Here is a 22,577-nt window from a genome sequence, read left to right on the forward strand (position 1 = left end):
TTCTGGCCATCTTCCACGTTGCTGGTCGTGCCCTTGAGCTCGACCGCCTTGGCTTCCGCCACCGACAGGTTGCCATCGCCAATCGCCGCCAGGTCGATGCCCGGCAGGTCCGCGTTGTCGCTGTCCAGGATCGCCTGCTCGCTGTCCGTCGCCGGGTTGCCCGCCTGGTCAGTCACGTCCGCCTTCACGGTGAACGTGCCATCTGCCAGGCCGCTGGCGCCCAGATCCACGGTGGTGCTGAACGTGTCGTCGGTCACGGTCGCCTCGAAGGTCACCGACTTGCCGTTCACGTCGGTCACGGTCAGGGTGACCTTCTGGCCATCTTCCACGTTGCTGGTCGTGCCCTTGAGCTCGACCGCCTTGGCTTCCGCCACCGACAGGTTGCCATCACCAATCGCCGCCAGGTCGATGCCCGGCAGGTCAGTATCCACCTCATAACTTTCGCTGTCGGTTGCAGTGGCGCTGTTGCCCGCCGCGTCCGTGCTGGTCACGCTGGCCTGGATGGTCTGGTCGGCATCCGCCGCCAGGTCGCTGCCCGCCACCAGGATGGTGAAGCGGCCATCGCCATCCACCGGGCCGGTGAACGGCTTGCCGTTGACGGTCAGGGTGACGGTGTCGCCGTCATTGAACTCACCGCTGACGGTGCCGCTGACCGGGATCTGCTGACCCTCCTCGGCGGCGTTGATGACGTCGTCGGCGGTGATGTCGGCATCGAGCGCGATACTGACATCCGGTGGAGTGGTGTCTAGCAGAGTGGTGTCGTCACGGGCCTCGGCACGATTCCCCGCCGCGTCGGTGACGCTGGCCACCACGGTCAGGTTGCCATCCGCCAGCCCGCTCAGATCGGCGCTGGTCTGGTAGTTGCCGTCGGCATCGGTGACGGCCGTGACGGTCACCTTGTCGCCGTTGGCATCGCTGATCACCAGGGTCACGGTGCGGTTCGGGCCGACATCGGAGGTGCCGCTGATGGGCGCATTGGCCACATTGCCCGCGTTCACGTCATCCAGGCTCACCGTGATGTTCGCGATGGTGTCCACGCTACCATCGTCGCTCGCCGTGCCTCTATTGCCAGCAGGATCAGTCACGCTGGCAGTCACGTCATAGCCGCCATCCGGCAAAGGCGTCACGACATCAGCGCTGTAGCTTCCATCGGGCAGTACTGTGGTAGTCAGCGTCTGCTGGTTGCCATTGGCATCGGTCACCACCAGAGTCACGGTGCTACCAGGTGTGGCATCCGAGGTTCCCGTGATGGTCGGCGTGCTGTCATTGGTGTTGTCCGGTGCATCGACCGTCACAGTGGGTGCGGTACTGTCCACGCTGCCGTCATCGGTCGCGGTGCCAGTGTTGCCGGCCGGGTCGGTGACGCTTGCCGTGACGGTGTAGGAGCCATCCGGCAGCGGCGTGGTGACATCCACGCTGAAACTGCCATCCGGATTGACGGTGGTGATCAGGGTCTGCTGGTTGCCATTGATATCTGTCACCACCAGGGTCACGGTGCTGCCGGCGGCGGCATCCGTGGTGCCGGTCAGGGTGGGCGTCCGGTCATTGGTGTCGTCGGGAGCGGAGACGGTGATGACGGGGGCGGTGAGGTCGAGCAGTTCATCCTCGCTGCTTTGTGCGTCCGCCAGCGGCGCCGTGGCATCGGGGTTGGCGCTGTCGAAGCCGGCACTGGCGATGGTGGCATCGCCGGTTCTGTCGATGGTGATGAAGCCGCCATTGCCGCTGGCGCCCGCGACGCCGCCGACGTTGCCCGCTGCGGGAGCCCCGCCCGCCGCCGACGCTTCAAACGCCTGGGTCGGGTCCGTCCCCTGCAAGATGGCTTGCTGCAGGGCAGCGATGTCGTCAGGCACCCCGGCTGGCGCGCGCTGGGCGAGTTGTGGCTCGTCCTCAACGGGAGACTTGCTCGGGCTCAGGGTGAAGGTGGTATCCCCTCCCTGGAAGCTGGCGCCCTCCGGCGCGAGCAAGACGGCATCCTTGGGCAGCGTATCGCCTTCAGAAAGAAGCGTCTGGCTCCCGTCTGCCGCGACCAGATAGATCTTGCCTTGCAAATGGGTAACGACGACGTCCTGATCCAATACGATGCTCTTGCTGCTCATGGGTTCTCCTGACATAAAAATGGGCATGGCAATCCAGGCTCCAATGTGCCCGTTAATCACGCCAGATACCAGTTAGAAAAATCGAATGGACAGACCAAAATGGAGCCCCAAACTGGGGCTAAACCGAAGGGAAATAGAAGGGAAATAAAATTAGTTAAATCAATAAAATCAATTATGACAGAAAGATGATGGGAGCCTTATCGGCTCCCATCTCGAGACGCATCAGGCACCGGCCCAGAGCAGGATGGCCAGCAGCTGGGGAGAGATGATCCGCAGGAACATCACCAGGGGGTAGACGGTCGCATAGGAGAGCGCACTGGCCCCGCTGGTCGGGTGCATGCCGTTGGCGAAGGCCAGGGCGGGAGGGTCCGTCATGGAGCCGGCCAGCAGACCGCACAGGGTGAGGTAATTGAGCTTGCCATAGCGGCGCGCCAGCACCCCGACCACCAGCAGCGGGATCAGGGTGATCGCCACGCCGTACATCACCCAGGCGGGGCCATCCCCGTTGATCAGGGTATCGATGAAACCGGCCCCCGACTTGAACCCCACCACCGCCAGGAACAGCACTATGCCGATCTCCCGCAGCGCCAGGTTCGCACTCGGCGGCATGAACCAGTAGAGCTTGCCGATGCTGCCGATGCGCGACAGGATGAGGGCCACCACCAGGGGGCCGCCCGCCAGCCCCAGCTTGAGGGCCGCCGGGAACCCCGGCAGATAGAAGGGGATGGAGCCGAGCAGCACGCCCAGCCCGATGCCGATGAAGACCGGCAGCATCTGCACCTGCTGCAGCTTCTGCTGCACGTTGCCGACCACGCTGGTCACCGCCTCGATGGCATCGAGTCGCCCCACCAGGTTCAGGATGTCCCCAAACTGCAGGCTGGTCTGGCTGGTCGGCACCAGCTCGATCCCGGCCCGGTTGAGGCGCGAGATGACCACATCGTATTTCTGCTTGATGTCGAGATCGCGGATCCGCTTGCCGAGCACCTGCTCATTGGTGACCACCACCCGCTCAACCCGCAGATCCGTGCCCCGGGTGGAGAGGGAGGTATCCACCTCCTCCCCGAGCACCAGCAGCACCTTGTGCAGGGCGTGGCGTTCGCCCACCAGGTGCAGCAGATCGCCGAGCTCGATGTGCGAGTCGGGCTTCGGCACCATCAGCTCGTCACCGCGCTTGAGGCGCGAGCAGATGACGTCTGTCTCGTCCAGGCTCGGGATCTCGCTCAGCATCAGGCCGTGCATGTTGGGGTTGCGCACCGCGATGTTGATAGTCTGCAGGCTCTCCTTGGTCTTGCCCGCCTGCTGCTCGAAGGCGGTCGCTTCCTCCTCGATCTTGATATGGAAGAACACCCGGATGAGCCACATGGTGAGCAGGATGCCGCAGATCCCGAACGGGTAGGCCACGGCGTAGCCCATCCCCATCAGGCCGGTGGAGCCCGGAGCCGCCCCCAGCTCAGCCAGGATCTGCTGACCCGCCCCGAGGGACGGGGTATTGGTCACCGCGCCGGAGAAGACCCCGAGGATCACTGGCAGCGGCACGTCGAACAGCTGGTGCAGCGCCGCCGCCACTACGCAACCGAGCAGCACCAGCAGGGCGGCGAAGCCATTGAGCTTGAGGCCCGAGCTGCGCAGGGAGGAGAAGAAGCCGGGACCGACCTGGATGCCTATGGTGTAGACAAACAGGATCAGACCAAACTCCTGAATAAAATGAAGTGTTTGCTCATCCAGCTTCAAGCCGGAGAGCCCGGCGAAGTGGCCCACTATGATGCCGCCGAACAGCACCCCGCCAATGCCCAGTCCCACGCCATAGACCCGCCAGTTTCCCAGCCAGAGTCCCAGCACCGCCACCAGCGACAATATGCTGATGGAAAGCGCGATTTCACTCATCGTTTGCATCCTTTCCAAGCTGAACTGACCCTAGCTTGTCAGCAAACGAAGGGGGCAACTGTGGGGTGCCGCACGAATTCAGGCTTTCATGAGCACAAAAATACCAATTAAGGGTTAGCCATCAGATATAGCCATAAATGGCCATGAAGTGACACAGACTGCCCCCCAGCACAAACAGGTGCCAGATGGCGTGGTTGTAGGGAATGCGCTTGGCCACATAGAAGATCACTCCCAGGCTGTAGATGAGACCACCCAGCCCCAGCAGCAGGAGCCCGGTACCATCCAGATGCAGATAGAGCTGGTAGATGACCACCAGCGACAGCCAGCCCAGCATCAGATAGGTAAATAGCGACACCTTCTTGAAGCGATTGATGAAGATCAGCTTGAACACGACCCCCGCCAGGGCCAGCCCCCAGATCACCACCATCAGTCCTTGCGCCAGCGGCGTATCGAGCGCCACCAGCAGGAAGGGGGTATAAGTGCCGGCGATCAGCAGATAGATGGCGCAGTGATCGAACAGCTTGCTCCAGCGTCTGGCCGCCACCGAGCTCACGCTGTGGTAGAGCGTCGAGGCGAGATAGAGCAATACCAGGCTGGCACCGTAGACGCCGTAGCTCAGCAGTACCCTGGGCCCCTGATCCCACCCCTTGTGCAGCAGCAAGACCAGTCCCAGTCCGCCCAGCAGCAGCCCCAGCCCATGGCTGAGGCGATTCGCCCACTCTTCCCGTGGGGAGTACCCCGTCACATCCATCATTACCTCCAACCCATTACCGGCCCACTCTAGCGGCCGACGTTTCAGGCTACAAGTGTTAGCTGAAAATTAAGGAGCGAGGAGAGGGAGGGCCAGAGATGGCTGTGCCCCCCGCCCCTTTGGTGTATGCTCTGCCGCCGACGCCGCCCATGCGGATGGCCGCGTCTGCCCGACAATCTGGTCTGGAGAACCCGATGAAGCTCACTGAACTGTTTACACAACCGGATCCTGATTTCGGCAAGGCCATGACGGCCCTGCTGGAGCACTTCCATCATTCCGACGACAGTCAGGCCCCCTATCAGCGGGGCAGCTTCACCCACCAGCTCGATCAGTCGTGCATGCCCACCATCGGCATCTCTCCCCGGGACTATCTGGCACGGCTCGCCACCCTGGTACCCGGGGCATCGCACCTCACCTCTCCCCGCTACATGGGACACATGACGGCGCCGCTGCCGGCCTTCACCGCCGAGCTCTCCCGGCTCTTGGTGATGCTCAACCAGAACCCGATGAAGATGGAGTCCTCCCGTTTGCTGAGCTTTCTGGAGCGGGAAGTGCTGGCCAAGCTGCACCGTCTGGTCTACCGCCAGGACGACGCCTTCTATGCAGCCCAGATGCATGCCAAGGATGCAGCCCTCGGCGTCATGACCAGTGGCGGTACCATCGCCAACGTCACCGCCCTCTGGCTGGCCCGCAACCGGGCCTGTGGCGACAACCTGTTCGCCCTCGCCGAGCAGGGCTATCGCGGCGCCGTCATTCTGGGCTCGCGGCTGATGCACTACTCCTTCGACAAGGGGATGGATCTGCTGGGACTCGGGGCTCGCAGCGTCTGGCGTCTCGACACAGACGAGCACAATCGGCTCAGTCTGGCAGCGCTGGAACAGGCCCTTCAACAATGCAGGAAGCAGAAGCTCAAGGTGCTGGCGCTGGTCGGCGTGGCTGGCAGCACGGATTTTGGCTCCGTCGACCCGCTGCCGGAACTGGCCGCCATCGCCCGGCGCGAGCAAATCCACTTCCACGTGGACGCGGCCTGGGGTGGTCCGACCCTCTTCTCGCCCCGCTATCAGGGATTGCTTACGGGGATAGAGCACGCCGATACCGTCACCCTTGACGGCCACAAGCAGTTGCTGGTCCCGCTCGGTACCGGCATGCTGCTCTGCCGCCAACCGGACCTGATGATGACGGTGAAGCGCGAGGCTCCCTACGCCATCCGCGCCACCTCCTTCGATCAGGGTCGCTTCACTCTGGAGGGGACCCGTCCCGCCAACGCGCTCTATCTGGATGCCGCCTTCCAGATGCTGGGACAGCAGGGTTATGCCCAACTCATCGACGCCAACTACGACAGGGCGAGGCGAATGGCCGCGCTCATCGACGCCAGCCCCGCCTTCGAGCTGATGTCGGCACCTGTCATGAACCTGCTCTCCTACCGATGCATTCCGCCCCACCTGCAAGGTCAGGTGCCCGATGTGGCGGCCAACGAACAGATCAATCTCTTCAACGTCGCCCTGCAAAAAGCCCAGCGCGCCGAAGGGCACAGCTTCGTCTCACGCACCCAGCGCGCAGTCTCCCGCTATGGCGAGCAACCGCTCACGCTGCTGCGCGCCGTCCTACTCAACCCTCTCATCGAGGAAGCGGACATACACGCATTGCTGGACGATCAGGTGCGCCTTGGCAACCAGATTGCCAGCCAGCTGTTCGAGTAACCCGCCGCCCCGGGAAGGAACTGCCTGCAGAATGGACGGTCTTATTCATTTGCCGTTGTCTGACGGGCAGGTACACTGAGTGAAATTTTGAGGTTAGAGCCCAGCATGAAGCAGTTTATCGAGTTCATCCCCCTGATCGTCTTCTTCGCGGTCTACAAGTTTTACGACATCTACACCGCCACTGGCGCCCTGGTGGTCGTCACAGGCCTGCAACTCCTGTACAGCTGGCTTCGCTATCGCCGGGTCGAGAAGATGCAGTTGTTCACCTTCGTGCTGGTCGGTTTCTTCGGCGGCCTCACCGTCTTCTTCCACAACGATGCCTTTATCAAGTGGAAGGTGACCGTCATCAATGTGCTCTTTGCCCTCGCCCTGCTCATCGGCCGCTATGGCTTTGGCAAGAACCTCATCAAGCAGATGCTGGGCAAGGAGCTCCAAGCCCCCGACCGGGTCTGGGACAACGTCAATCTCGGCTGGGTCGGCTTCTTCACCCTGTGCGGCCTGCTCAACCTCTACGTGGCCTTCAACCTCTCCCAGGAGATGTGGGTCAACTTCAAGGTGTTCGGCCTGCTGGGCATGACCCTGGTCTTCACCCTGCTCAGCGGCGTCTATCTCTATCGCCACATGCCGGCCGAGCAGAACGCAGAACAGAAAAAATAACCGCAACCAGAAAGGGATTGTTCCATGTGGTATCTGATCTACTCCGAAGATGTCGCGGGCAGCCTGCCCCAGCGCAAGCTGGCACGCCCTGCCCACCTTGCCCGCCTGCAAGCCTTGCAGGATGAGGGCCGCCTGCTGACGGCCGGCCCGAACCCGGCCATCGATGCCGAGGACCCGGCCGATGCGGGCTTCACCGGCAGCACCGTCATCGCCGACTTTGCCAGTCAGGCCGACGCCCAGGCCTGGGCCGATGCGGACCCCTATGTTGCGGCAGGGGTCTACGCCAGAGTGACCATCAAACCGTTCAAGAAAGTCTTCTGAGCCCATCGAGGCTGACAAGAAAAAGGCCGGACACTGTCCGGCCTTTTCGTATCCGATGGTGACTCATGCCCTGGCCACAAACCAGGGATTGAGGATATCGGGCTTGTTGTAGCAAAGCGGCGAACCATCGAGCTGGGTGACGCTGCCCCCCGCCCCTTCCAGTACCGCCTGAGCAGCCCCCGTATCCCACTCGCAGGTCGGCGCGAGCCGCGGGTAAAGCTCGGCCTCCCCCTCGGCAATGATGCAAAACTTGAGAGAGCTGCCCATGGAAACCAACTCGATCTCGCCCCGCTCCAGTTCGCCAAAACGGGCCAGATACTCGAGGGTTTCCTGCGACAGGTGATTGCGACTGCCCACCACGCGCCACACTTGCCCTGCGTCATGAGGACGGGTCTGGATGGTCTCGTGCCTGCCATCGGCCACACGCCAGGCGCCAATCCCCTTGCCCCCATACCAGAGCTTGTCCAGTACCGGGGCATAGACCAGCCCCCAGCGCGGGGTCCCCTGTTCAATCAGGGCGATATTCACCGTGAACTCGCCGTTGCGGGAGACAAACTCCTTGGTGCCATCCAAAGGATCCACCAGCCAGTAGCGGGACCAGCCGAGTCGCGCAGCCATCACCTCGGGGGAGGACTCTTCCGACAACACCGGGATATCGGGAGTGAGACGCGCCAGCGCCTGAACGATCACCTCGTGGGCCCCCTTGTCCGCAGCCGTCAGCGGGCTCTCGTCCTGCTTGTACTCCACCGCAAAGGGCTGGCTGTAGATGGACATGATGGCCTCACCGGCGGCGCGGGCGATGGGCTCCAGTTCGGAAATGGCGGGTAGATACATGGAAAAGAGTTCTCGCTCAAAGGGTTGGTCAGTGTAACCGAGTGAGTATCTTCGGCTTATAGCCGTTTGCACTGACTTATACAGTGTCAAAACTGACAGACAAAAAGTGGCGCAACACAGCTAATGATAAATGTGGCACTAACGCCACATAAGGACATGACGATATGAACAAGAAGACCCTGATCGCCGCACTGCTGCTGGGCTGCCTCCCCCTGTTGAGCCAACCTCTGCTGGCCGCCGACAAGGCGGCGACCAAGCCTGTGGCCACCACCCAAGTCAAGGAAAGCGGCAAGATCAATCTCAATACCGCCAGTGCCAGCGAGCTCACCGCCCTGAAAGGCATTGGCGAGAAGAAGGCACAGGCCATCATCGACCACAGGGAGAAGCAGGGCAAGTTCACCTCCGTCGATCAACTGGCGGACGTCAGTGGCATCGGACCTGCCACGCTGGAAGCAAACCGGGACATGATTATCGTCAAGTAACCGGTTTGAATCCCTATCATCCCGAGGGCAGCCTGTGGCTGCCCTATTTTTCTTCGGGTATCATGAGCCCACTTTGTATCTTCGGACTCACTCCATGAAAAAGACACCGCTCGTTGTTCGCAAGGCCGTTCTCCCCGTTGCCGGTCTGGGTACCCGCATGCTGCCCGCCACCAAGGCCATCCCCAAGGAGATGCTGCCCGTGGTCGACAAGCCGCTGATCCAGTATGTGGTGCGCGAAGCCATCGCCGCCGGCATCAAGGAGATCATCCTGGTGACCCATTCAAGCAAGAACTCCATCGAGAACCACTTCGACAAAAGCTTCGAGCTGGAGGCGACCCTGGAGAAGCGGGTCAAGCGCCAACTGCTGGAAGAGGTTCAGCACATCTGTCCCAAAGACGTCACCATCATGCACGTGCGTCAAGGGGAAGCAAAAGGCCTGGGCCATGCAGTACTGTGTGCCCGCCCCCTCATCGGGGATCAACCCTTCGCCGTTCTGCTGCCGGATGTGCTCATCGACGAGGTGGCCAGCGATCTGAAGCAGGACAACCTGGCGGAGATGGTGCATCTGTTCGAAGAGGAGCAGATCAGCCAGATCATGGTGGAAGCCGTCCCCGAGAGCGAAGTGGACAAATACGGCATCGCCGACATCAAGGGGGAAGCCCTGAGCGAAGGCATGTCCCTGCCGATGCAGGCCATCGTCGAGAAGCCGCCCCGGGATGAAGCCCCGTCCAACCTGGCCGTGGTCGGTCGCTATGTGCTCTCGGCCAATATCTGGCCCTTGCTGGAAAAAACCCCGGCCGGCGCCGGCGACGAGATCCAGCTGACCGATGCCATCGCCATGCTGATGGAAAAGGAGCAGGTCAATGCCTACTTCATGAAGGGACGCAGCCACGATTGCGGCAGCAAGCTCGGTTATATGAAGGCCAATGTGGAATACGCCGTGCGCCATCGGGAACTCAGCAAAGAATTCACCAGCTGGCTGAAGCAGTTTGCCAAAGAGCTGTAATCTCTGAATATTTACAAGATAAGCAGAATAAAAAACTGGGCATCATTCGATGCCCTTTTTTCATTTTATAAACAAATATTCAACCATTGATAGATAAAATATCGCTAAATCATAATATTGTAATTTAAAGTCGCTTGTTCTATAAGGATTAAGGCTTGTTCCTAGCCCTTGCATAAAATTTCTAAAAAAATATAAGACACAGGTGGAAGTTCCAATGAATAACCCGTCCAAAGGGACCTTTTTAGGTCACCCTAAAGGGCTTTTTTTGCTCTTTAGTACCGAACTGTGGGAGAGATTCTCCTATTACGGCATGCGTGCCGTGCTCGTCCTCTATCTGACCGACCTGACCGCCAACGGTGGCATGGGCTGGACCCAGGCCGACGCCCTCAAGCTGTACGGCATCTATACCGGTCTGGTCTACATCACCCCCGTCATCGGCGGCTGGCTCGCCGATACCTTCCTGGGCCAGCGCCGTGCCATCCTGTTCGGTGCCGTGCTGATGGCCGCCGGCCAGTTTACCCTGGCACTGCCTCACGCCATGTACCCTGACATGGTCAACACCGTCTTCTATGCCGGCCTTGGCTTGCTGATCGTGGGCAACGGCCTGTTCAAACCGAACATCTCCACCATGGTGGGTGACCTGTATAAAGAAGGGGATCACCGTCGTGACGGCGCCTTCACCATCTTCTACATGGGCATCAACCTGGGCTCCCTGCTGGCCGGCGTGATCTGCGGCGCCGCCGCCACCGCCTATGGCTGGCAAGCCGCCTTCGTCAGCGCCGGTATCGGCATGCTGCTCTCCCTGGTTGTGCAGGCCACCATGGCCCAGCGTTTCCTTGGCGACATCGGCCGTGTGCCCGCCGCCCAGCGTGCCGCCCTGCAACGCTCCAAGGAGCAAAAAGCGCCCCTGACCAAACAGGAAGTGGATCGCATCAAGGTGATCCTGGTACTGGGCCTGTTCACCATCATCTTCTGGGCCGGCTTCGAGCAGGCCGGTGGTCTGATGAACCTGTATGCCCAGGAGTATACCGACCGCATGATCGGCAGCTTCGAAGTGCCGACAGCCTGGTTCCAGTCCCTGAACCCCTTCTTCATCATCACCCTGGCCCCTGTCGTGGCCGCCATCTGGATCAAGCTCGGCAAGAAAGAGCCGAACTCCCCGGTGAAATTCGCCATGGGCCTGCTGTTCCTGGCCGTCGGCTTCCTGTTCATGATCGGTGCCGTGCTGGAGCAAGGTGGTGATCAGGCTGTCAAGACCTCCATGTTCTGGCTGGTCGGTGCCTACCTGTTCCATACCCTGGGCGAGCTCTGCCTCTCTCCCATCGGTCTCTCCATGGTGACCAAGCTGGCTCCGCTGCGCCTGGCCTCCCTGATGATGGGTGCCTGGTTCGGTTTCGTGGCCCTGGCCAACTATGCCGCCGGCTTCATCGGCTCCTTCGTCGGCGAATCCGGCGCCATGGCCATCTTCGGTGGCATCGCACTGGCCGCCGTGATCAGCGCCCTCATCCTGCTGACCATGGCCAACCGCCTGGTCTACTGGATGCACGGTGCCGAAGGCCCGGCCAAAGAGCCCGAAGAACAAGAGCAGAAACTGCAGTCTGCGACCGTTTGACCGGTCAGGACAGCAGAGACCAAACAGGGCGCCCATGGGCGCCCTGTTTGCATGTGTTCACTTCACGGCGTCAGTGGTGACGAACCTGCATCGTCAGGGCGCTGCCGCTGTCACTGCGAAACTGCAGATCAAAGGGCTCGTGCCAGCTTCGCCTGTGCAACGTGTAGCGACTGCTGCGCATCAAGCCGAGCGGCAACCCCCCTGCACGCATCAACCAGTGAGGTGAGGTGAGCCCGGCATTTGCAAAAAGCAGCCCATCCTCCTGATCGAACAGCAGGGCCGCCATGGCAAAGGAGTGACGCAGGCCCGACTCCAGCAGTTGTAGATTGAGGTAATCCAGCAATCGGTGTGGCTGGGTCAACAGCAGGCTCTCCTGTTGCTGGTATTGGCGATAGGGGCCGTTCATCAGGGATCGCACCAAGGCACCACAGAAGGCCGCATCCACACCGAGGATGGGCAATTCCATCACCAGTACCAGCAGCTTGTCGTCCAGTTTGAAGGTATCCGGGATGAAGAGATTGCCCATGCCGGCAAAGGTGACCTGCCAGGGCCCCCACTCCTGCATGCCAGGGGGGGACAACCAGGCGAGCAGCCGGCTGCTCGCCAGATCGTGGCCACGGAAGAAGTCGATGTGCTCCATCAGCTCCAGTTGCTGGCTCTGATGCCCGAGGTTTGTCAGGCATTGCTCGATGCTGCGGCGGATCTGCTCATAGTCATTCACCGGTTTGATGAAGAAGTCCCTGGCCCCCGCCCGCAGCGCACGCTCGATCGCAGCCATCTGATCCTGACCGGAGATGACGATGACGGGCACCTGTGGATAGCGGGCGGTGAGGCAGGCAATCACCTCATGGCCATCCATGTTCGGCATGTTCAGATCACACAACACCACATCGGGGTGATAGAGCGCTGCGGCAGAGAGCCCCTCAATCCCGTCTTCTGCCTGAAAGACGCAGGCCCCGTCGTGCTCGAGATAAGATACCAGTGAGTGGCGAAAAACCGCTTCGTCTTCTACCACCAAGATCCGTAGTCCGGCTTTTGACATCTTGACAAAGCTCTTATTAGTCAAATGGTTATTTGAGCATTAAGACTAGATCATGGGCGCTGGATACCGCCACACAATATTGTCGAGCAGCGAGCCGGGCTGGCCTTGGTATCTGCCAAGCGTTTGAAATGGTCCGACTATTTTGATCGCCCCCTTGCGCAGAGATGGTCGGCAACCGTCGCCCGGCAGCCGTTATCTCGCAGGTCGGCACCATGAATTGTATGAGGCACCGCCATGAGGGATAATGCCCTCCACTCCAGATCGTGAAGCAGACCATGACGCCAGCCGAATACAGCGCCCTCGCCCATCCCAGACTCTCCCATCCGGCCCGCAGCCTCTATACCCTGCAACTGCGCCGCTTGGTGCTGGAAAATCGGCTGGCCCGACTCAACTATCCCGAGCTTGGCCGGGCACTGGCTGTCGTCGATCCGGGCAATCCCGGTGGTTTCAGCTATCAGGTCAACGCTCGCCAGCTGACCGAACTGCTCGACGAGCTGATGGAGGCCGAACTGCTTCAGGTCGAGGCCCAGGCTGACAGTGAGCACTACCACCAGTGCCCTTTCCAGTTGCCGTTGCTGAGCCAGCGGGTGCGCAGCCCCCTGCCGGCACGCCCGTTCCAGATGCACCTGCAGTGGCGTCCGGACGAAGAACTGCCTGCTCTCGCACGCCTGTGCGGGGTGATCGATGCCAGCTACAGCGAAGAGGATCTCGGGGAGTTCATCGCCTACTGGCTCGGCCGCCCCGAGGTGTTCGACTCCCAGCACCAGTGGATGTTGAAATTTATTCGGGCCCTCAAGAGTCGGCGCTACGCCCGCCGCCCGGCGACCGTGGTCACCGGGTACCAGCAGGTCGCGCCAGCCCCGGTAGAGGCTGGCCCGAGCCGCCGGGCGCAAGAGATGATCGATGAGGCCAAACGGCTGGCACAAGCTCAGGAGCCGGAGAATGATTGATACCAGGTGGCCACGAAGTGCACTATTGACCCCCTGCCCATCCAGCCATAGCCCTAGCAGAAGGAGAATTCCATGACAGATCCGCACGACCCGATGCGCCAGGCACTGGAAGAGATCGAGGCCAAACGCCAGAAAATCGCCAAGGCCAGACAGGAGCAACGGGCTCATGATCCCGAGCTCAAGCGTCACGTCAGCAGCCTGCAGGAACGTATTCTCCGACTGCGGGCCGCAACCGGCGGCAGCCAGTACGACTACGAGACCCTGCGCAAGGAGTACGACGCCAAGGCCAATGCCGAAGTGCGCGAGTTGCAGAAAGCCGCCCGCCAGGAGCGGATCCAGAAGCTGATCGCCCAGGCCGACCTCAATCCGGACTGGATCTTCGACAAGATGGATTCCGGTGACCCGGCCCTGCAATACCCCATCGAAACGGCCCGCTACTTCATCAGCGGTTTCGAGCACTGGGAGAAGAGCGGCGGGGGCTGCATGCTGATCTACGGCGATTACGGCACCGGCAAATCCACCCTGGCGGGCGCCGTGGCCCACGAGTTGATCGCGCGCCACCAGAAGTCGGTGATCTTCCAGCAGTGGGCCTCCATCGTGGACAGGCTCTTCTTCAACGTCATCCAGGATCAGGAGGAGCGCAACCAGTACCGCCGCGCCCTGGAAGAGGTGGACCTGCTGATCATCGACGAGGTGGCGGCCAACCGCGCCAAGATGGCCGAGAGTCAGTCCAGCTTCCTCGGCCACCTGCTGCGCCGTCGTCGCAACCTGTCCAAAAGCGTCATCATTATCACCAACCACAGCCCCCAGAACCTGCATCAGGCCATCGGTGATTTCAGCTATGAGGCGATCAAGGCGTTCAATCCGGTGGACATCCACCTGAGCGGACCCAGCCGCCGTCCCAGCATCGGCCATTACAACGGTTGATCCCGTCGGGCCGGCGTCCCTGATGTCCGGCCCTTCATATCCCCTGCACCTCACAAATAAAAACTACTCTCATTTACAGAGAGCCATCCAGGCTCTAGGCTTGCTCTTTTGTTCGAGAGGGCCTGTCATGCCAACCACACTCATCTTCGGTGCCAGTCGCGGACTGGGCCGCGCCTTCACCGACCACGCACTGCAACTGGGCCACAGGGTTGTTGCCCTGGTGCGCCATGCCGACATGGCCAGCGAGCTGCATACCCAGGGAGTCGAGGTCGTCATCGGGGATGCCCTGGACCCCCAGACCGTGGCCCTGGCTTGCCGCTTGGCGGGCAGGGATGCCCGGGTAGTCTCCACCCTCGGCAGCTTTCGCCAGAGTGCACCGGTGGATTATCAGGGCAACCGCCATGTGATCGACGAGATGGAGCACGCCGGGCTCAGCCGCCTGCTGCTGGTTACCTCCCTCGGTTGTGGCGACAGCTGGCAATACCTGCCCGAGCGGGCTCGCGCCGCCTTCGGACACGAGGTACGCCTCAAGAGCCTGGCGGAAAGCTGGCTGCAGACAAGCACCCTTGAGTGGACCATTTTACGCCCCGCAGGGTTGCAGGATGGGGAGCCCACGGGTCAGGCCATCCTCAGCCAAGGGCAAGAGAGGCATGGCCTGGTCAGGCGCCAGGATGTGGCGATACGGGGTTTGCAACTGCTCACCGACCAGGAGGCGTGCGGCCAGATCTATGCCATCGGCGATCCGGGTCTGAATCAGCCATGATCCCTGTGAATGGCAACACGGTCAGCCCAGTGGCTGACCGTGTTGTTGCAAGGGGCCTAGTCGGTGGAAGACGCTGTCGCCCCATCATCCGGCCCCGTTGCAGGGCACGGTTGACGCCAGCGGAGCAACCAGCACGCCAGAGCGCCATACAGCAGCGCCAGTCCCCACAACTGCCACCAGTAGCGGGAGACCTGGGCAAAGTCGGCCCCCATCTGATTGAGGCGCAGGAATCCCTCGATGGCCGGCGTGCTCGGTGCCCACTGGGCCAGCCAGTTGAGGGGGGCCGGGATGAGCTCAAGGGGCCAGATAAAGCCGGCCAGGAAGACCAGCGGCAAAGAGGAGACAAGCACCACCTGGGTCGGCAGATCACGGCGGGTGAACAGGGCGCCGAGCACGATCCCGAACCAGGTGGTGGCCAGCAGGAACGGCAGGGTAAAGAGCCAGAGTTCGCCGGGTACAGCGGTGCGGGCAATACCGTAGTGATCGAAGCAGAAGCCGAAGAAGTAGGTCACCGGAAGGACGAAAAGAGCCCCCACCACCAGGGTGCGGGCCAGCAACAAGGCCGGCACGGGAGCATGTTGCCAGTAGCCTGACTCGCCACGGCGGCTGCGCTGGTTCTGGGTCGCCCCCAGGATGCCGGTCCCCATCAGCAACACCTGATGCAGGATCAGCACGAATACCGCAGGCACCACGTAGTTCACATAGCCCATGGAGGGGTTGAATACCGGCAGCACATTGAGGGCCACCGCGTTCCAGCCCATGGCGGCCTGGGGCAGCGCCTCACCCTGGCTCAACAGCCTGGCCACCTTCACCTGGGCGGCGAGCGTGCCCCCCGCCTGGGCCAGCCCTTCGGCAATGGTGCCATAGACCAGGAAGTAGGAGGCATCCCCGGCATAACCCAGGGTCACGCTCCTGCCCAGCATCAGATCCCGATAGAAGTGGCGGGGAATGTGCAAGATGCCGCTCGCCTTGCCGGTCAGCATCATCTGGCGGGCCTCGTCGAGCGAACCGGCACGGGCCACCAGTTTCACCTGCGCCGTGGCATCGGCCATGAACTCCAGCTGGCGGGAAAGCTGGCTGCCATCCTCGTTGACCACCACCACGGGCTCTTCCCTAGGCAATTGGTGCAGGTAGGGCTGGGGGTAGAGGAAGGAGTAGAAGAAGACGCCGCCAAACAGGGTCAGCATGATGGCGCGATCCGCCAAGAGGGTGCGCAGCTCAAGGCGCACCAGATCCCAGAATCCCATCATGGCCTGGACTCCTCATGGGGCAGGGCCGCGCCCGACGGCGTCCGGTAGCGGTGTACCACCAGCAGCAGGGGCAGCAGAAACAGCAGCAGGGCCCCGAACTGGGGCAGGGCTGCCGTCAACGGTTGACCGTAGTTGGTTTGCCCGATCTGCAGCTTCACATAGTGGGAGATGGGCAGCAGGCTGCGCCAGAACTGGGCCACATCCCCCATGGCGCTGACCGGAAAGGTGACCCCCATAAAGGCGAAACCGGGAGCCGTGTAAGCCCCCGCCAGCGACAGAGCGCGCGCCGGATCCCGGATGATGGCGTAGAAGAAGGCCCCCATGGTGACGCAAGCGGCCGACGCCAGTCCCAACCCCGCCGTCAGCACCAGCCAACTGCCTTGCATGGGGTACCCCAGCCCCTTGAACAGCAGCAGACTCCACGCCAGACCCCACCCCCAGCCGATGAGCACATGGGGCAGCAAGGTACGCCAGAGGCCGAACCAGACCCCTCTGGTGGTCCAGTCCAACCCGAGGCGATCGGTGCGGGCCAGGGCGTTCAGGCCATAGAGCACCACCAGGATCTGCCACACCGCAGGCAGCAGGGCGCTCAGCAGAAACTGGGCGTAGCTGGAATTGATGTTGTAGAGCGCGGTAACCTGGCTCGCAATGGGTACGGATTGTCCCAGGGCACCGGGCAGCGTCTTGCCGTCGGCCATGGCCTCCAACACCCCTACCTGGCCATTGAGAGTTCCCACCACCTGGGCCAGTGCGGAGTTGACCAGCTTGGCAATCAGGATGAACTGGCCATTGTTGAACACGGTCACCCTGGGTTGGGTCCCCTCGCGGGCATCCCGCTCCAGGTGATGGGGGATCACCACCAGGGCATAGATGTCTCCCCCACGCAGTGCCCTGGCCCCCTCGTCGATGGCGTCAAACTGCTGCGCTATCTTGAGCCCGGCGGAGCCATCGAGAGAGAACGCCAGTTGTCGGGAGAGGGTGCTGCGATCCAGATCCACCAGACCGACCTTGAGATCCCGCGCCAGGCCGGCTGAAAAGATCCAGCACAGGATCCCTATCAGCACTAAGGGGACCCAGCTCGCCAGCGCCCGGCCGAACGGGTCCTGCCAGAGCAACCGCCATTCGCGTCCCATCAGAGCTCGACCAGCACGCTCATGCCGACCCGCAGCCCGTCAACCGGCTGCAAGGGGCGCGCTTCCACCTGGAAGCTTTTCATGTCGAACCCCTGGCGGGTGTCGGTGGCACGCCAGGTGGCGAAATCCCCCATCACGGCCACATGGGTCACCTTGAAGCGCACCGTCTGCTCGCCAAGGCCGGGAATTCGAGCATCGAACTCGGTACCCAACGCAAAGCGGGGCAACAGATCTTCACGCACGTGGAACTGGGCCCAGGCATCGCTCATGTCGAGCAGGGTCACCACCGGGAAGCCCTGCGGGGCCAGCTCGCCGCTGCGCAGCAGCACCTGGGAGACTTCCCCGGTGTGCGGGCTGGCGATGCGGGTATCGGCCAGGTAAGCCTCCACTTCGGCCACGCCACCTGCTGCCATCTTGACCTGCTCGCGCGCCGCAATCTTGGTCTCTTCCCGCGCCCCTTCCAGGGTCATCTGGTATTGCTGCCAGGCCATGCCTTCGCTGTACTTGGCCGCCTGCCAGGCGGTCCAGGCCTCATCGCGCTTTTGCAGGGGCATCACGCCATCCCGATGCAGGCTGGCAATTCGCTCGTAGGTTTTGCCATGAAGCAGGGCAGCCGCCTTGGCCTGTTGCCACTGATCTTTGGCGGCCGCGATCTGCTGCACTCGCGCCCCCTTCTCGGCCTCTTCGGCCATGGCACCCGCCGCCGCCTGGCCGGCCTTGGCCTGGCTCAGCTTGGCTTCGATTTCCGGACTGGCCAGGGTAAACACCAGCTGATCTTTGGCAAGCTGATCACCCTTTTTAACCAGTACCTCGTCGATCCGGCCCGCCACCTTGGAGGAGACGGAGTACTGCTGCGCCTCGATCTGCCCCTGCAGGCGCACTGGCTCCGGCTGATAGGTCAGCCAGAAACGCCAGCCCAGCCAGATAACCAGCAGCACCAGCGCCAGTGGCAGCAACAGCGGCTTGGCCTGGCTCATCTTCTTCTTGATGGGGGGATGACTCATGCATTCACCTCGGCAAACGGGCGACCCTTGGCGGTCGAAACAGACATGAAAAAAGGAGCAGAGTGGCGCGCGATCATGAATTCACCTCGATCACTTGCCCATGCTGATACTGATTGAAACTGTTCATCTGACCGGAGAGCGCCAAGAGGCGGGCCAGGGAGATCACGTATTGATAAGCGGCAACAGCGCGCTGGGTCTTGACCCCGGCCAACTGGTTGCGGGCATCCACCACGTCGAGGGAGGTAGAGAGTCCCTGCCCGAACGCCTTGTCCCGCAACCGCACGTTCTCCTCGGCCAACGCCTGGGTGGAAGAGAGAGAGTGATACTCTTCCAGTCCCTGGGCAGCCTCGCGCCAGGTCTTCTCGACCAGCAGCTCCAGATCCTGGCGGGTCTTGGCTTGCAGCAGGTTGACCTGGAGTTCGGCGCTCTTGGCTGCCTGGACTGTCTCGGAGCGGCCATCACGACTCACCAGCGGCATGCTGACCCCGACACCAACCAGCCAGTCCGGTGTGGTCTTGGAGACAATGGAATCATCTTCATAGAGGTTGTAGTTGCCGAACAGGAAGAGCTCGGGGGCGTATTTGCCCTTCTCCAGCTTGATCATCCCCTGGGCCTGCTCCTTCTTGGCCGTCAACAGCTTGAGACCGGGATGCACCGACAGGGTCTCCTCCACGAAGGGAGACAAGGCTGGCATCCCTTCGTTGATGAAGAGGGCGGTATTGGGCTCAGCCTGCTTGAGTTTGAGCATGTGGCCGAGCGCCAGCTGGGCGATCTCCTGGCTGCGCCTGGCCTTCTGGGTATCGATGCGTGCCCTGTCATAGGCAGACTGGGCCGAGAGGCGCTCCACCTTGGCGATCTGCCCCTGGGCTTCGAGCTTCTTGGCATGATCCAGATGGTGTGCCAGTCCCTGCTCGATCTCCTGCTTGGTCTGCACCACCTGCGCCGCCAGCACCACCCCGAAGTAGGTCTGGGAGAGGCTCTCGAAGGTGGACTGCTGTTTGAGCACCAGCAACTGCTCAGCCTCGCTCACCTGGGCCTGACGAATATCCTGGGCCGCATCGATGCGCCCGCCGGTAAAGAGCGGCCATAACATCTTGACCGAACTGGTCACCACGTTCTGCTTGGTGAGGGGGGTGACGAAATCGCTCGGGCTGAGGTTGAGTGCCTGCATCACGGGCCCCAGCACCTTGCCGAATTCCGGATGATTGGCGATGGGGTTGAGATCCAGCATGTCCAGCTCCATCGGCTGATCAAGATGGGTATAGCTGGCCCCCACATCCACCTTGGGCAGGTACATGGCCTTGGCCGCCTCCCGCAGTTGCTGGGCCCTCTCCACCCCGGCCTGCTCTGCCGCCAAGCCGTCATCCTGCTGGATGACCCGACTCCAGGCCTCGGTAAAGCTGACCGTCTGCGCCTGGGCCGACCCCAGCACGACACCCAGCAGGCATGGGCAGAGCGATTTGATGAACTTTGCCGTCATACATCCCCGATCCGTTTGTAATAAAATTGTGTAGAGCCTTTGCTCAATTCAGGCCCGCTATCATAGCCTAAACCGACTTGAGAGGGAGACTCACAAATCACCATCCCCCTCACTCGCGCCCCCCTGACCATGGTCACAGACAATATGTCCGATTTTCAAGCACTCCTGAATTTGCAAGCCTTGGCGCGACGTTTTTTTCAGAAAAAAATGGCTGACGCTCAAATACTAACCTTTTCTCCTGACTAAAAAATGCGTAATATACGCCGCCCTAAGCCGATGGTAACCGTGGAATGCAGATAGGTCCCCACACGCTTGAAACTCCCCTGATCGTGGCCCCCATGGCCGGTGTAACAGACCGACCATTTCGTGAACTTTGTTTACGTTTGGGAGCCGGTATGGCCGTTTCCGAGATGCTGCTGGCCAACCCGGATGTCTGGGATACCCAGAAAACCCGGATGAGAATGGATCACTCTGCTGAAGGCGGCTTGCGATCGGTCCAGATTGCCGGTGCCGACCCCGAGATGATGGCGTTTGCTGCCCGCTACAACGTGGAGCAGGGCGCTCAGATCGTCGACATCAACATGGGGTGTCCGGCAAAAAAAGTGAATAAGAAGCTGGCAGGTTCCGCACTGCTGCGTCAGCCAGACCTGGTCAGATCCATCTGCCGGGCCGTGGTGGATGCGGTGGAAGTACCTGTCACCTTGAAGATCCGCACAGGATGGGATCCGGATAACCGCAATGGCGAGGAGATCGCCCGAATCGCCGAAGATTGCGGTATCGCGGCCCTTGCCGTGCATGGTCGTACCCGTGCCTGCCTCTACAAGGGCGAAGCGGAGTACGACACTATCAGGGCGATTAAGCAGGCCGTATCGATTCCTGTTGTCGCCAATGGCGACATCGATAGCCCGGAGAAAGCCCGGTATGTCCTCGACTATACCGGTGTTGACGCCGTGATGATCGGCCGTGCTGCGCAAGGACGACCCTGGATTTTCCGGGAAATCCGCCATTTTCTTGAAACGGGCACCAAGCTGCCGCCTCCCGACAGGGAAGAGGTTCGCACCCTGATGAACGAGCATGTCACCAATCTGCACCAGTTTTACGGTGCCTATCTGGGAGCGCGCATTGCCCGTAAACACGTGGGCTGGTATCTGGATGAAGAAGAGGCGGGCCGAGAATTCCGTAAGCACTTCAATGCCCTGGATTGTGCAGACGCACAACTCGAGGCACTCGAAGCGTATTTCGATGGATTAGGTTAACGCATAACTAAAGAGCCGACCGAATATGTTCGAACAAACCCTGACTTCTGATGCATTGGTAACAACTACTCACAATCACGCTGCCGAGCCGACCCAACGCCCCCTGCGTGACTCTGTGCAACAGGCCCTGCGTAACTACCTGGCCCAGTTGAACGGTCAGGAAGTGATTGATCTGTACGATATGGTTCTCTCCGAAGTCGAAGCTCCCATGCTGGACGTGATCATGCAGTACACCCGTGGCAACCAGACTCGCGCCGCCGTGATGATGGGCATCAACCGCGGCACTCTGCGCAAGAAACTCAAGCGTTACGGCATGAACTGATCCCTGTCATTCTGCTGCAGTGCAGACGAAGGCGTATCCCAGCGATGGGATACGCCTTTTTCTATGCCCGGTGTTTACCTGCTCACTCCACCGCCAGCTTGATACCAAGCCCCACGAACAGCCCCCCCATCACACGATTCAGCCAGGTGGCCACCCGGGTGGGTAGTCGCACCTTGCGGCTTGCAAACGCGGTGGAAAACGCCAGCAGATGGCACCAGATCATGCCGTTGAAATTGAAGATGCAGCCCAGCACGATGAATGCCAGTGCTTTTTGCGGCGCATCTGGCGCGATGAACTGGGGTACAAAGGCGAGGAAGAACAGGGCAACCTTGGGGTTGAGGACATTGGTGAGCAACCCCTGCCGAAAGATGCGCCCATAAGAGAGCGCAGGCAGCGCCACAGCACCATCCACAGACGTTGAAGTGCCACTCCTCTGCCAGAGCATGGACACGCCGAGATAGACCAGATAGAGCGCCCCCATCAGCTTGATGACGGCAAACAGCTCGGCAGAGGCACTCAACAGGGCAGACAGTCCCAGAGCTGCCGCCAACACATGCACCATGGTACCTGTCCCGATACCCAATGCCGCCATGGACCCTGCACGCCATCCCTGGGAGCCGCTGCGCAGCATGATGAGCAGGGAGTCAGGCCCAGGCATCATGTTCAACAACAGGCCAGAAACGATAAACAGCGCCAGATCGTGGATCCCCAACATACACAGCTCCTTGTACATGAAAGAAACAGTCTATGGATCCTGAAGTACTTGTCACTCCCGTTTCCGGCGATAGTGATTATCAAGGAAGGGAATAGCGTTTGAGCCGGAGATATTTGACGCTCAACCAGGTGAAAAAGAGAGATTGAGCCGTTTGAAAGGCAGTGATACTGGCTGAATAGCAATGTTTATCGATGTAATTGACTGGATTTTGAGCATTATCCAGACTTATTATCTAAAAAATAAATATCAGGCAATAAAAAACCCCGCTCGAGTGAGCGGGGTTTCTTGTATTGGGTGCCTGGCAGTGTCCTACTCTCGCATGGCGAATGCCACACTACCATCGGCGCTACAGCGTTTCACTTCTGAGTTCGGCATGGGATCAGGTGGTTCCA

21 protein-coding genes and 1 rRNA gene are annotated in these 22,577 nt (G+C 61.0%); 11 read left to right on the plus strand and 11 right to left on the minus strand.

What is annotated here, in order from left to right:
• The 3 genes from J9893_RS14190 to J9893_RS14200 all read right to left on the minus strand — a co-directional run.
• A partial coding sequence (locus J9893_RS14190) for a retention module-containing protein (RefSeq protein WP_210621927.1) occupies positions 1–2,096 on the minus strand: 2,096 nt, incomplete at its 3' end.
• 222 nt (positions 2,097–2,318) lie between these two features.
• Positions 2,319–3,980, minus strand: a complete 1,662-nt coding sequence (locus J9893_RS14195; RefSeq protein ID WP_210601186.1) for a putative transporter — start codon at positions 3,978–3,980, stop codon at positions 2,319–2,321.
• 121 nt (positions 3,981–4,101) lie between these two features.
• Positions 4,102–4,734 carry a hemolysin III family protein gene (locus J9893_RS14200; protein WP_039041319.1) on the minus strand — a complete coding sequence of 211 codons (633 nt, stop codon included), beginning with the start codon at positions 4,732–4,734 and terminating at the stop codon, positions 4,102–4,104.
• A 191-nt stretch (positions 4,735–4,925) separates the two neighbouring features.
• On the opposite strand from J9893_RS14200, the gene J9893_RS14205 reads away from it, so the two are divergent.
• The 3 genes from J9893_RS14205 (at position 4,926) to J9893_RS14215 (ending at position 7,409) form a co-directional block, all read left to right on the plus strand.
• Positions 4,926–6,431: an aminotransferase class V-fold PLP-dependent enzyme gene (locus J9893_RS14205; protein ID WP_210601187.1), complete on the plus strand. Its 1,506-nt coding sequence runs from the start codon at positions 4,926–4,928 to the stop codon at positions 6,429–6,431.
• Positions 6,432–6,536: 105 nt separating this feature from the next.
• Positions 6,537–7,088 (plus strand): septation protein A, encoded by a 552-nt coding sequence (locus tag J9893_RS14210; protein WP_102949208.1) that lies wholly within the window; start codon positions 6,537–6,539, stop codon positions 7,086–7,088.
• A 24-nt stretch (positions 7,089–7,112) separates the two neighbouring features.
• A complete protein-coding gene (locus J9893_RS14215) occupies positions 7,113–7,409 on the plus strand; it encodes a YciI family protein (RefSeq protein WP_010675539.1) in 297 nt (98 codons plus the stop codon).
• 63 nt (positions 7,410–7,472) lie between these two features.
• Here the strand turns inward: J9893_RS14215 and cysQ are convergent, their stop codons facing one another.
• Positions 7,473–8,243 carry a 3'(2'),5'-bisphosphate nucleotidase CysQ gene (gene cysQ, locus J9893_RS14220; protein ID WP_039041322.1) on the minus strand — a complete coding sequence of 257 codons (771 nt, stop codon included), beginning with the start codon at positions 8,241–8,243 and terminating at the stop codon, positions 7,473–7,475.
• Positions 8,244–8,407: 164 nt separating this feature from the next.
• Here cysQ and J9893_RS14225 point away from each other — a divergent pair, with 164 nt between their 5' ends.
• The 3 genes from J9893_RS14225 to J9893_RS14235 all read left to right on the plus strand — a co-directional run bounded on the left by J9893_RS14225 (position 8,408) and on the right by J9893_RS14235 (position 11,343).
• Positions 8,408–8,725 carry a ComEA family DNA-binding protein gene (locus tag J9893_RS14225; protein WP_043156043.1) on the plus strand — a complete coding sequence of 106 codons (318 nt, stop codon included), beginning with the start codon at positions 8,408–8,410 and terminating at the stop codon, positions 8,723–8,725.
• Positions 8,726–8,819: 94 nt separating this feature from the next.
• Positions 8,820–9,731 carry a UTP--glucose-1-phosphate uridylyltransferase GalU gene (gene galU / locus J9893_RS14230; RefSeq protein ID WP_010675542.1) on the plus strand — a complete coding sequence of 304 codons (912 nt, stop codon included), beginning with the start codon at positions 8,820–8,822 and terminating at the stop codon, positions 9,729–9,731.
• 214 nt (positions 9,732–9,945) lie between these two features.
• Entirely contained in the window at positions 9,946–11,343 is a 1,398-nt protein-coding gene (locus tag J9893_RS14235) for a peptide MFS transporter (RefSeq protein WP_210555876.1), read from the plus strand.
• A 70-nt stretch (positions 11,344–11,413) separates the two neighbouring features.
• On the opposite strand, the gene J9893_RS14240 is transcribed toward J9893_RS14235, so the two are convergent.
• Positions 11,414–12,385 carry a response regulator gene (locus J9893_RS14240; protein WP_041213861.1) on the minus strand — a complete coding sequence of 324 codons (972 nt, stop codon included), beginning with the start codon at positions 12,383–12,385 and terminating at the stop codon, positions 11,414–11,416.
• Between the two features lie 275 nt (positions 12,386–12,660).
• Here J9893_RS14240 and J9893_RS14245 point away from each other — a divergent pair, with 275 nt between their 5' ends.
• From J9893_RS14245 to J9893_RS14255, 3 genes are all read left to right on the plus strand, one after another.
• Positions 12,661–13,335 carry a DnaT-like ssDNA-binding domain-containing protein gene (locus tag J9893_RS14245; RefSeq protein WP_039041329.1) on the plus strand — a complete coding sequence of 225 codons (675 nt, stop codon included), beginning with the start codon at positions 12,661–12,663 and terminating at the stop codon, positions 13,333–13,335.
• Positions 13,336–13,407: 72 nt separating this feature from the next.
• Positions 13,408–14,262, plus strand: a complete 855-nt coding sequence (locus tag J9893_RS14250; protein WP_210601188.1) for a DnaA/Hda family protein — start codon at positions 13,408–13,410, stop codon at positions 14,260–14,262.
• A 127-nt stretch (positions 14,263–14,389) separates the two neighbouring features.
• Positions 14,390–15,025, plus strand: coding sequence for an SDR family oxidoreductase (locus J9893_RS14255; RefSeq protein WP_210601189.1), 636 nt, complete (start codon positions 14,390–14,392; stop codon positions 15,023–15,025).
• 56 nt (positions 15,026–15,081) lie between these two features.
• Here J9893_RS14255 and J9893_RS14260 read toward each other — a convergent pair whose 3' ends face one another.
• From J9893_RS14260 to J9893_RS14275, 4 genes are all read right to left on the minus strand, one after another.
• Entirely contained in the window at positions 15,082–16,275 is a 1,194-nt protein-coding gene (locus tag J9893_RS14260; RefSeq protein ID WP_210601190.1) for an ABC transporter permease, read from the minus strand.
• Positions 16,272–17,408 (minus strand): ABC transporter permease, encoded by a 1,137-nt coding sequence (locus J9893_RS14265; protein ID WP_210601191.1) that lies wholly within the window; start codon positions 17,406–17,408, stop codon positions 16,272–16,274. The genes J9893_RS14260 and J9893_RS14265 overlap by 4 nt, the downstream gene beginning before the upstream one ends.
• Positions 17,408–18,412 carry a biotin/lipoyl-binding protein gene (locus J9893_RS14270; RefSeq protein WP_128313796.1) on the minus strand — a complete coding sequence of 335 codons (1,005 nt, stop codon included), beginning with the start codon at positions 18,410–18,412 and terminating at the stop codon, positions 17,408–17,410. Before J9893_RS14270 ends, J9893_RS14265 begins: the two co-directional genes overlap by 1 nt.
• A gap of 73 nt (positions 18,413–18,485) precedes the next feature.
• Positions 18,486–19,892 (minus strand): TolC family protein, encoded by a 1,407-nt coding sequence (locus J9893_RS14275; protein WP_164882111.1) that lies wholly within the window; start codon positions 19,890–19,892, stop codon positions 18,486–18,488.
• Between the two features lie 290 nt (positions 19,893–20,182).
• Between J9893_RS14275 and dusB the strand changes: the two genes are divergently transcribed.
• Both dusB and fis read left to right on the plus strand, forming a co-directional pair.
• Positions 20,183–21,148, plus strand: a complete 966-nt coding sequence (gene dusB / locus J9893_RS14280) for a tRNA dihydrouridine synthase DusB (protein WP_010675552.1) — start codon at positions 20,183–20,185, stop codon at positions 21,146–21,148.
• Between the two features lie 25 nt (positions 21,149–21,173).
• Positions 21,174–21,470: a DNA-binding transcriptional regulator Fis gene (fis, locus tag J9893_RS14285; RefSeq protein ID WP_005309538.1), complete on the plus strand. Its 297-nt coding sequence runs from the start codon at positions 21,174–21,176 to the stop codon at positions 21,468–21,470.
• 82 nt (positions 21,471–21,552) lie between these two features.
• Here fis and J9893_RS14290 read toward each other — a convergent pair whose 3' ends face one another.
• The gene (locus J9893_RS14290; RefSeq protein WP_182955030.1) at positions 21,553–22,185 is read right to left on the minus strand and encodes a LysE family translocator; all 633 of its coding nucleotides are present in this window, start codon (positions 22,183–22,185) and stop codon (positions 21,553–21,555) included.
• A gap of 296 nt (positions 22,186–22,481) precedes the next feature.
• Positions 22,482–22,577, minus strand: a 5S ribosomal RNA gene (rrf, locus tag J9893_RS14295); the annotation flags it as partial.

The organism is Aeromonas sp. MaB10011B (assembly GCF_017939325.1).
Classification (GTDB): Bacteria; Pseudomonadota; Gammaproteobacteria; order Enterobacterales; family Aeromonadaceae; genus Aeromonas; species Aeromonas caviae.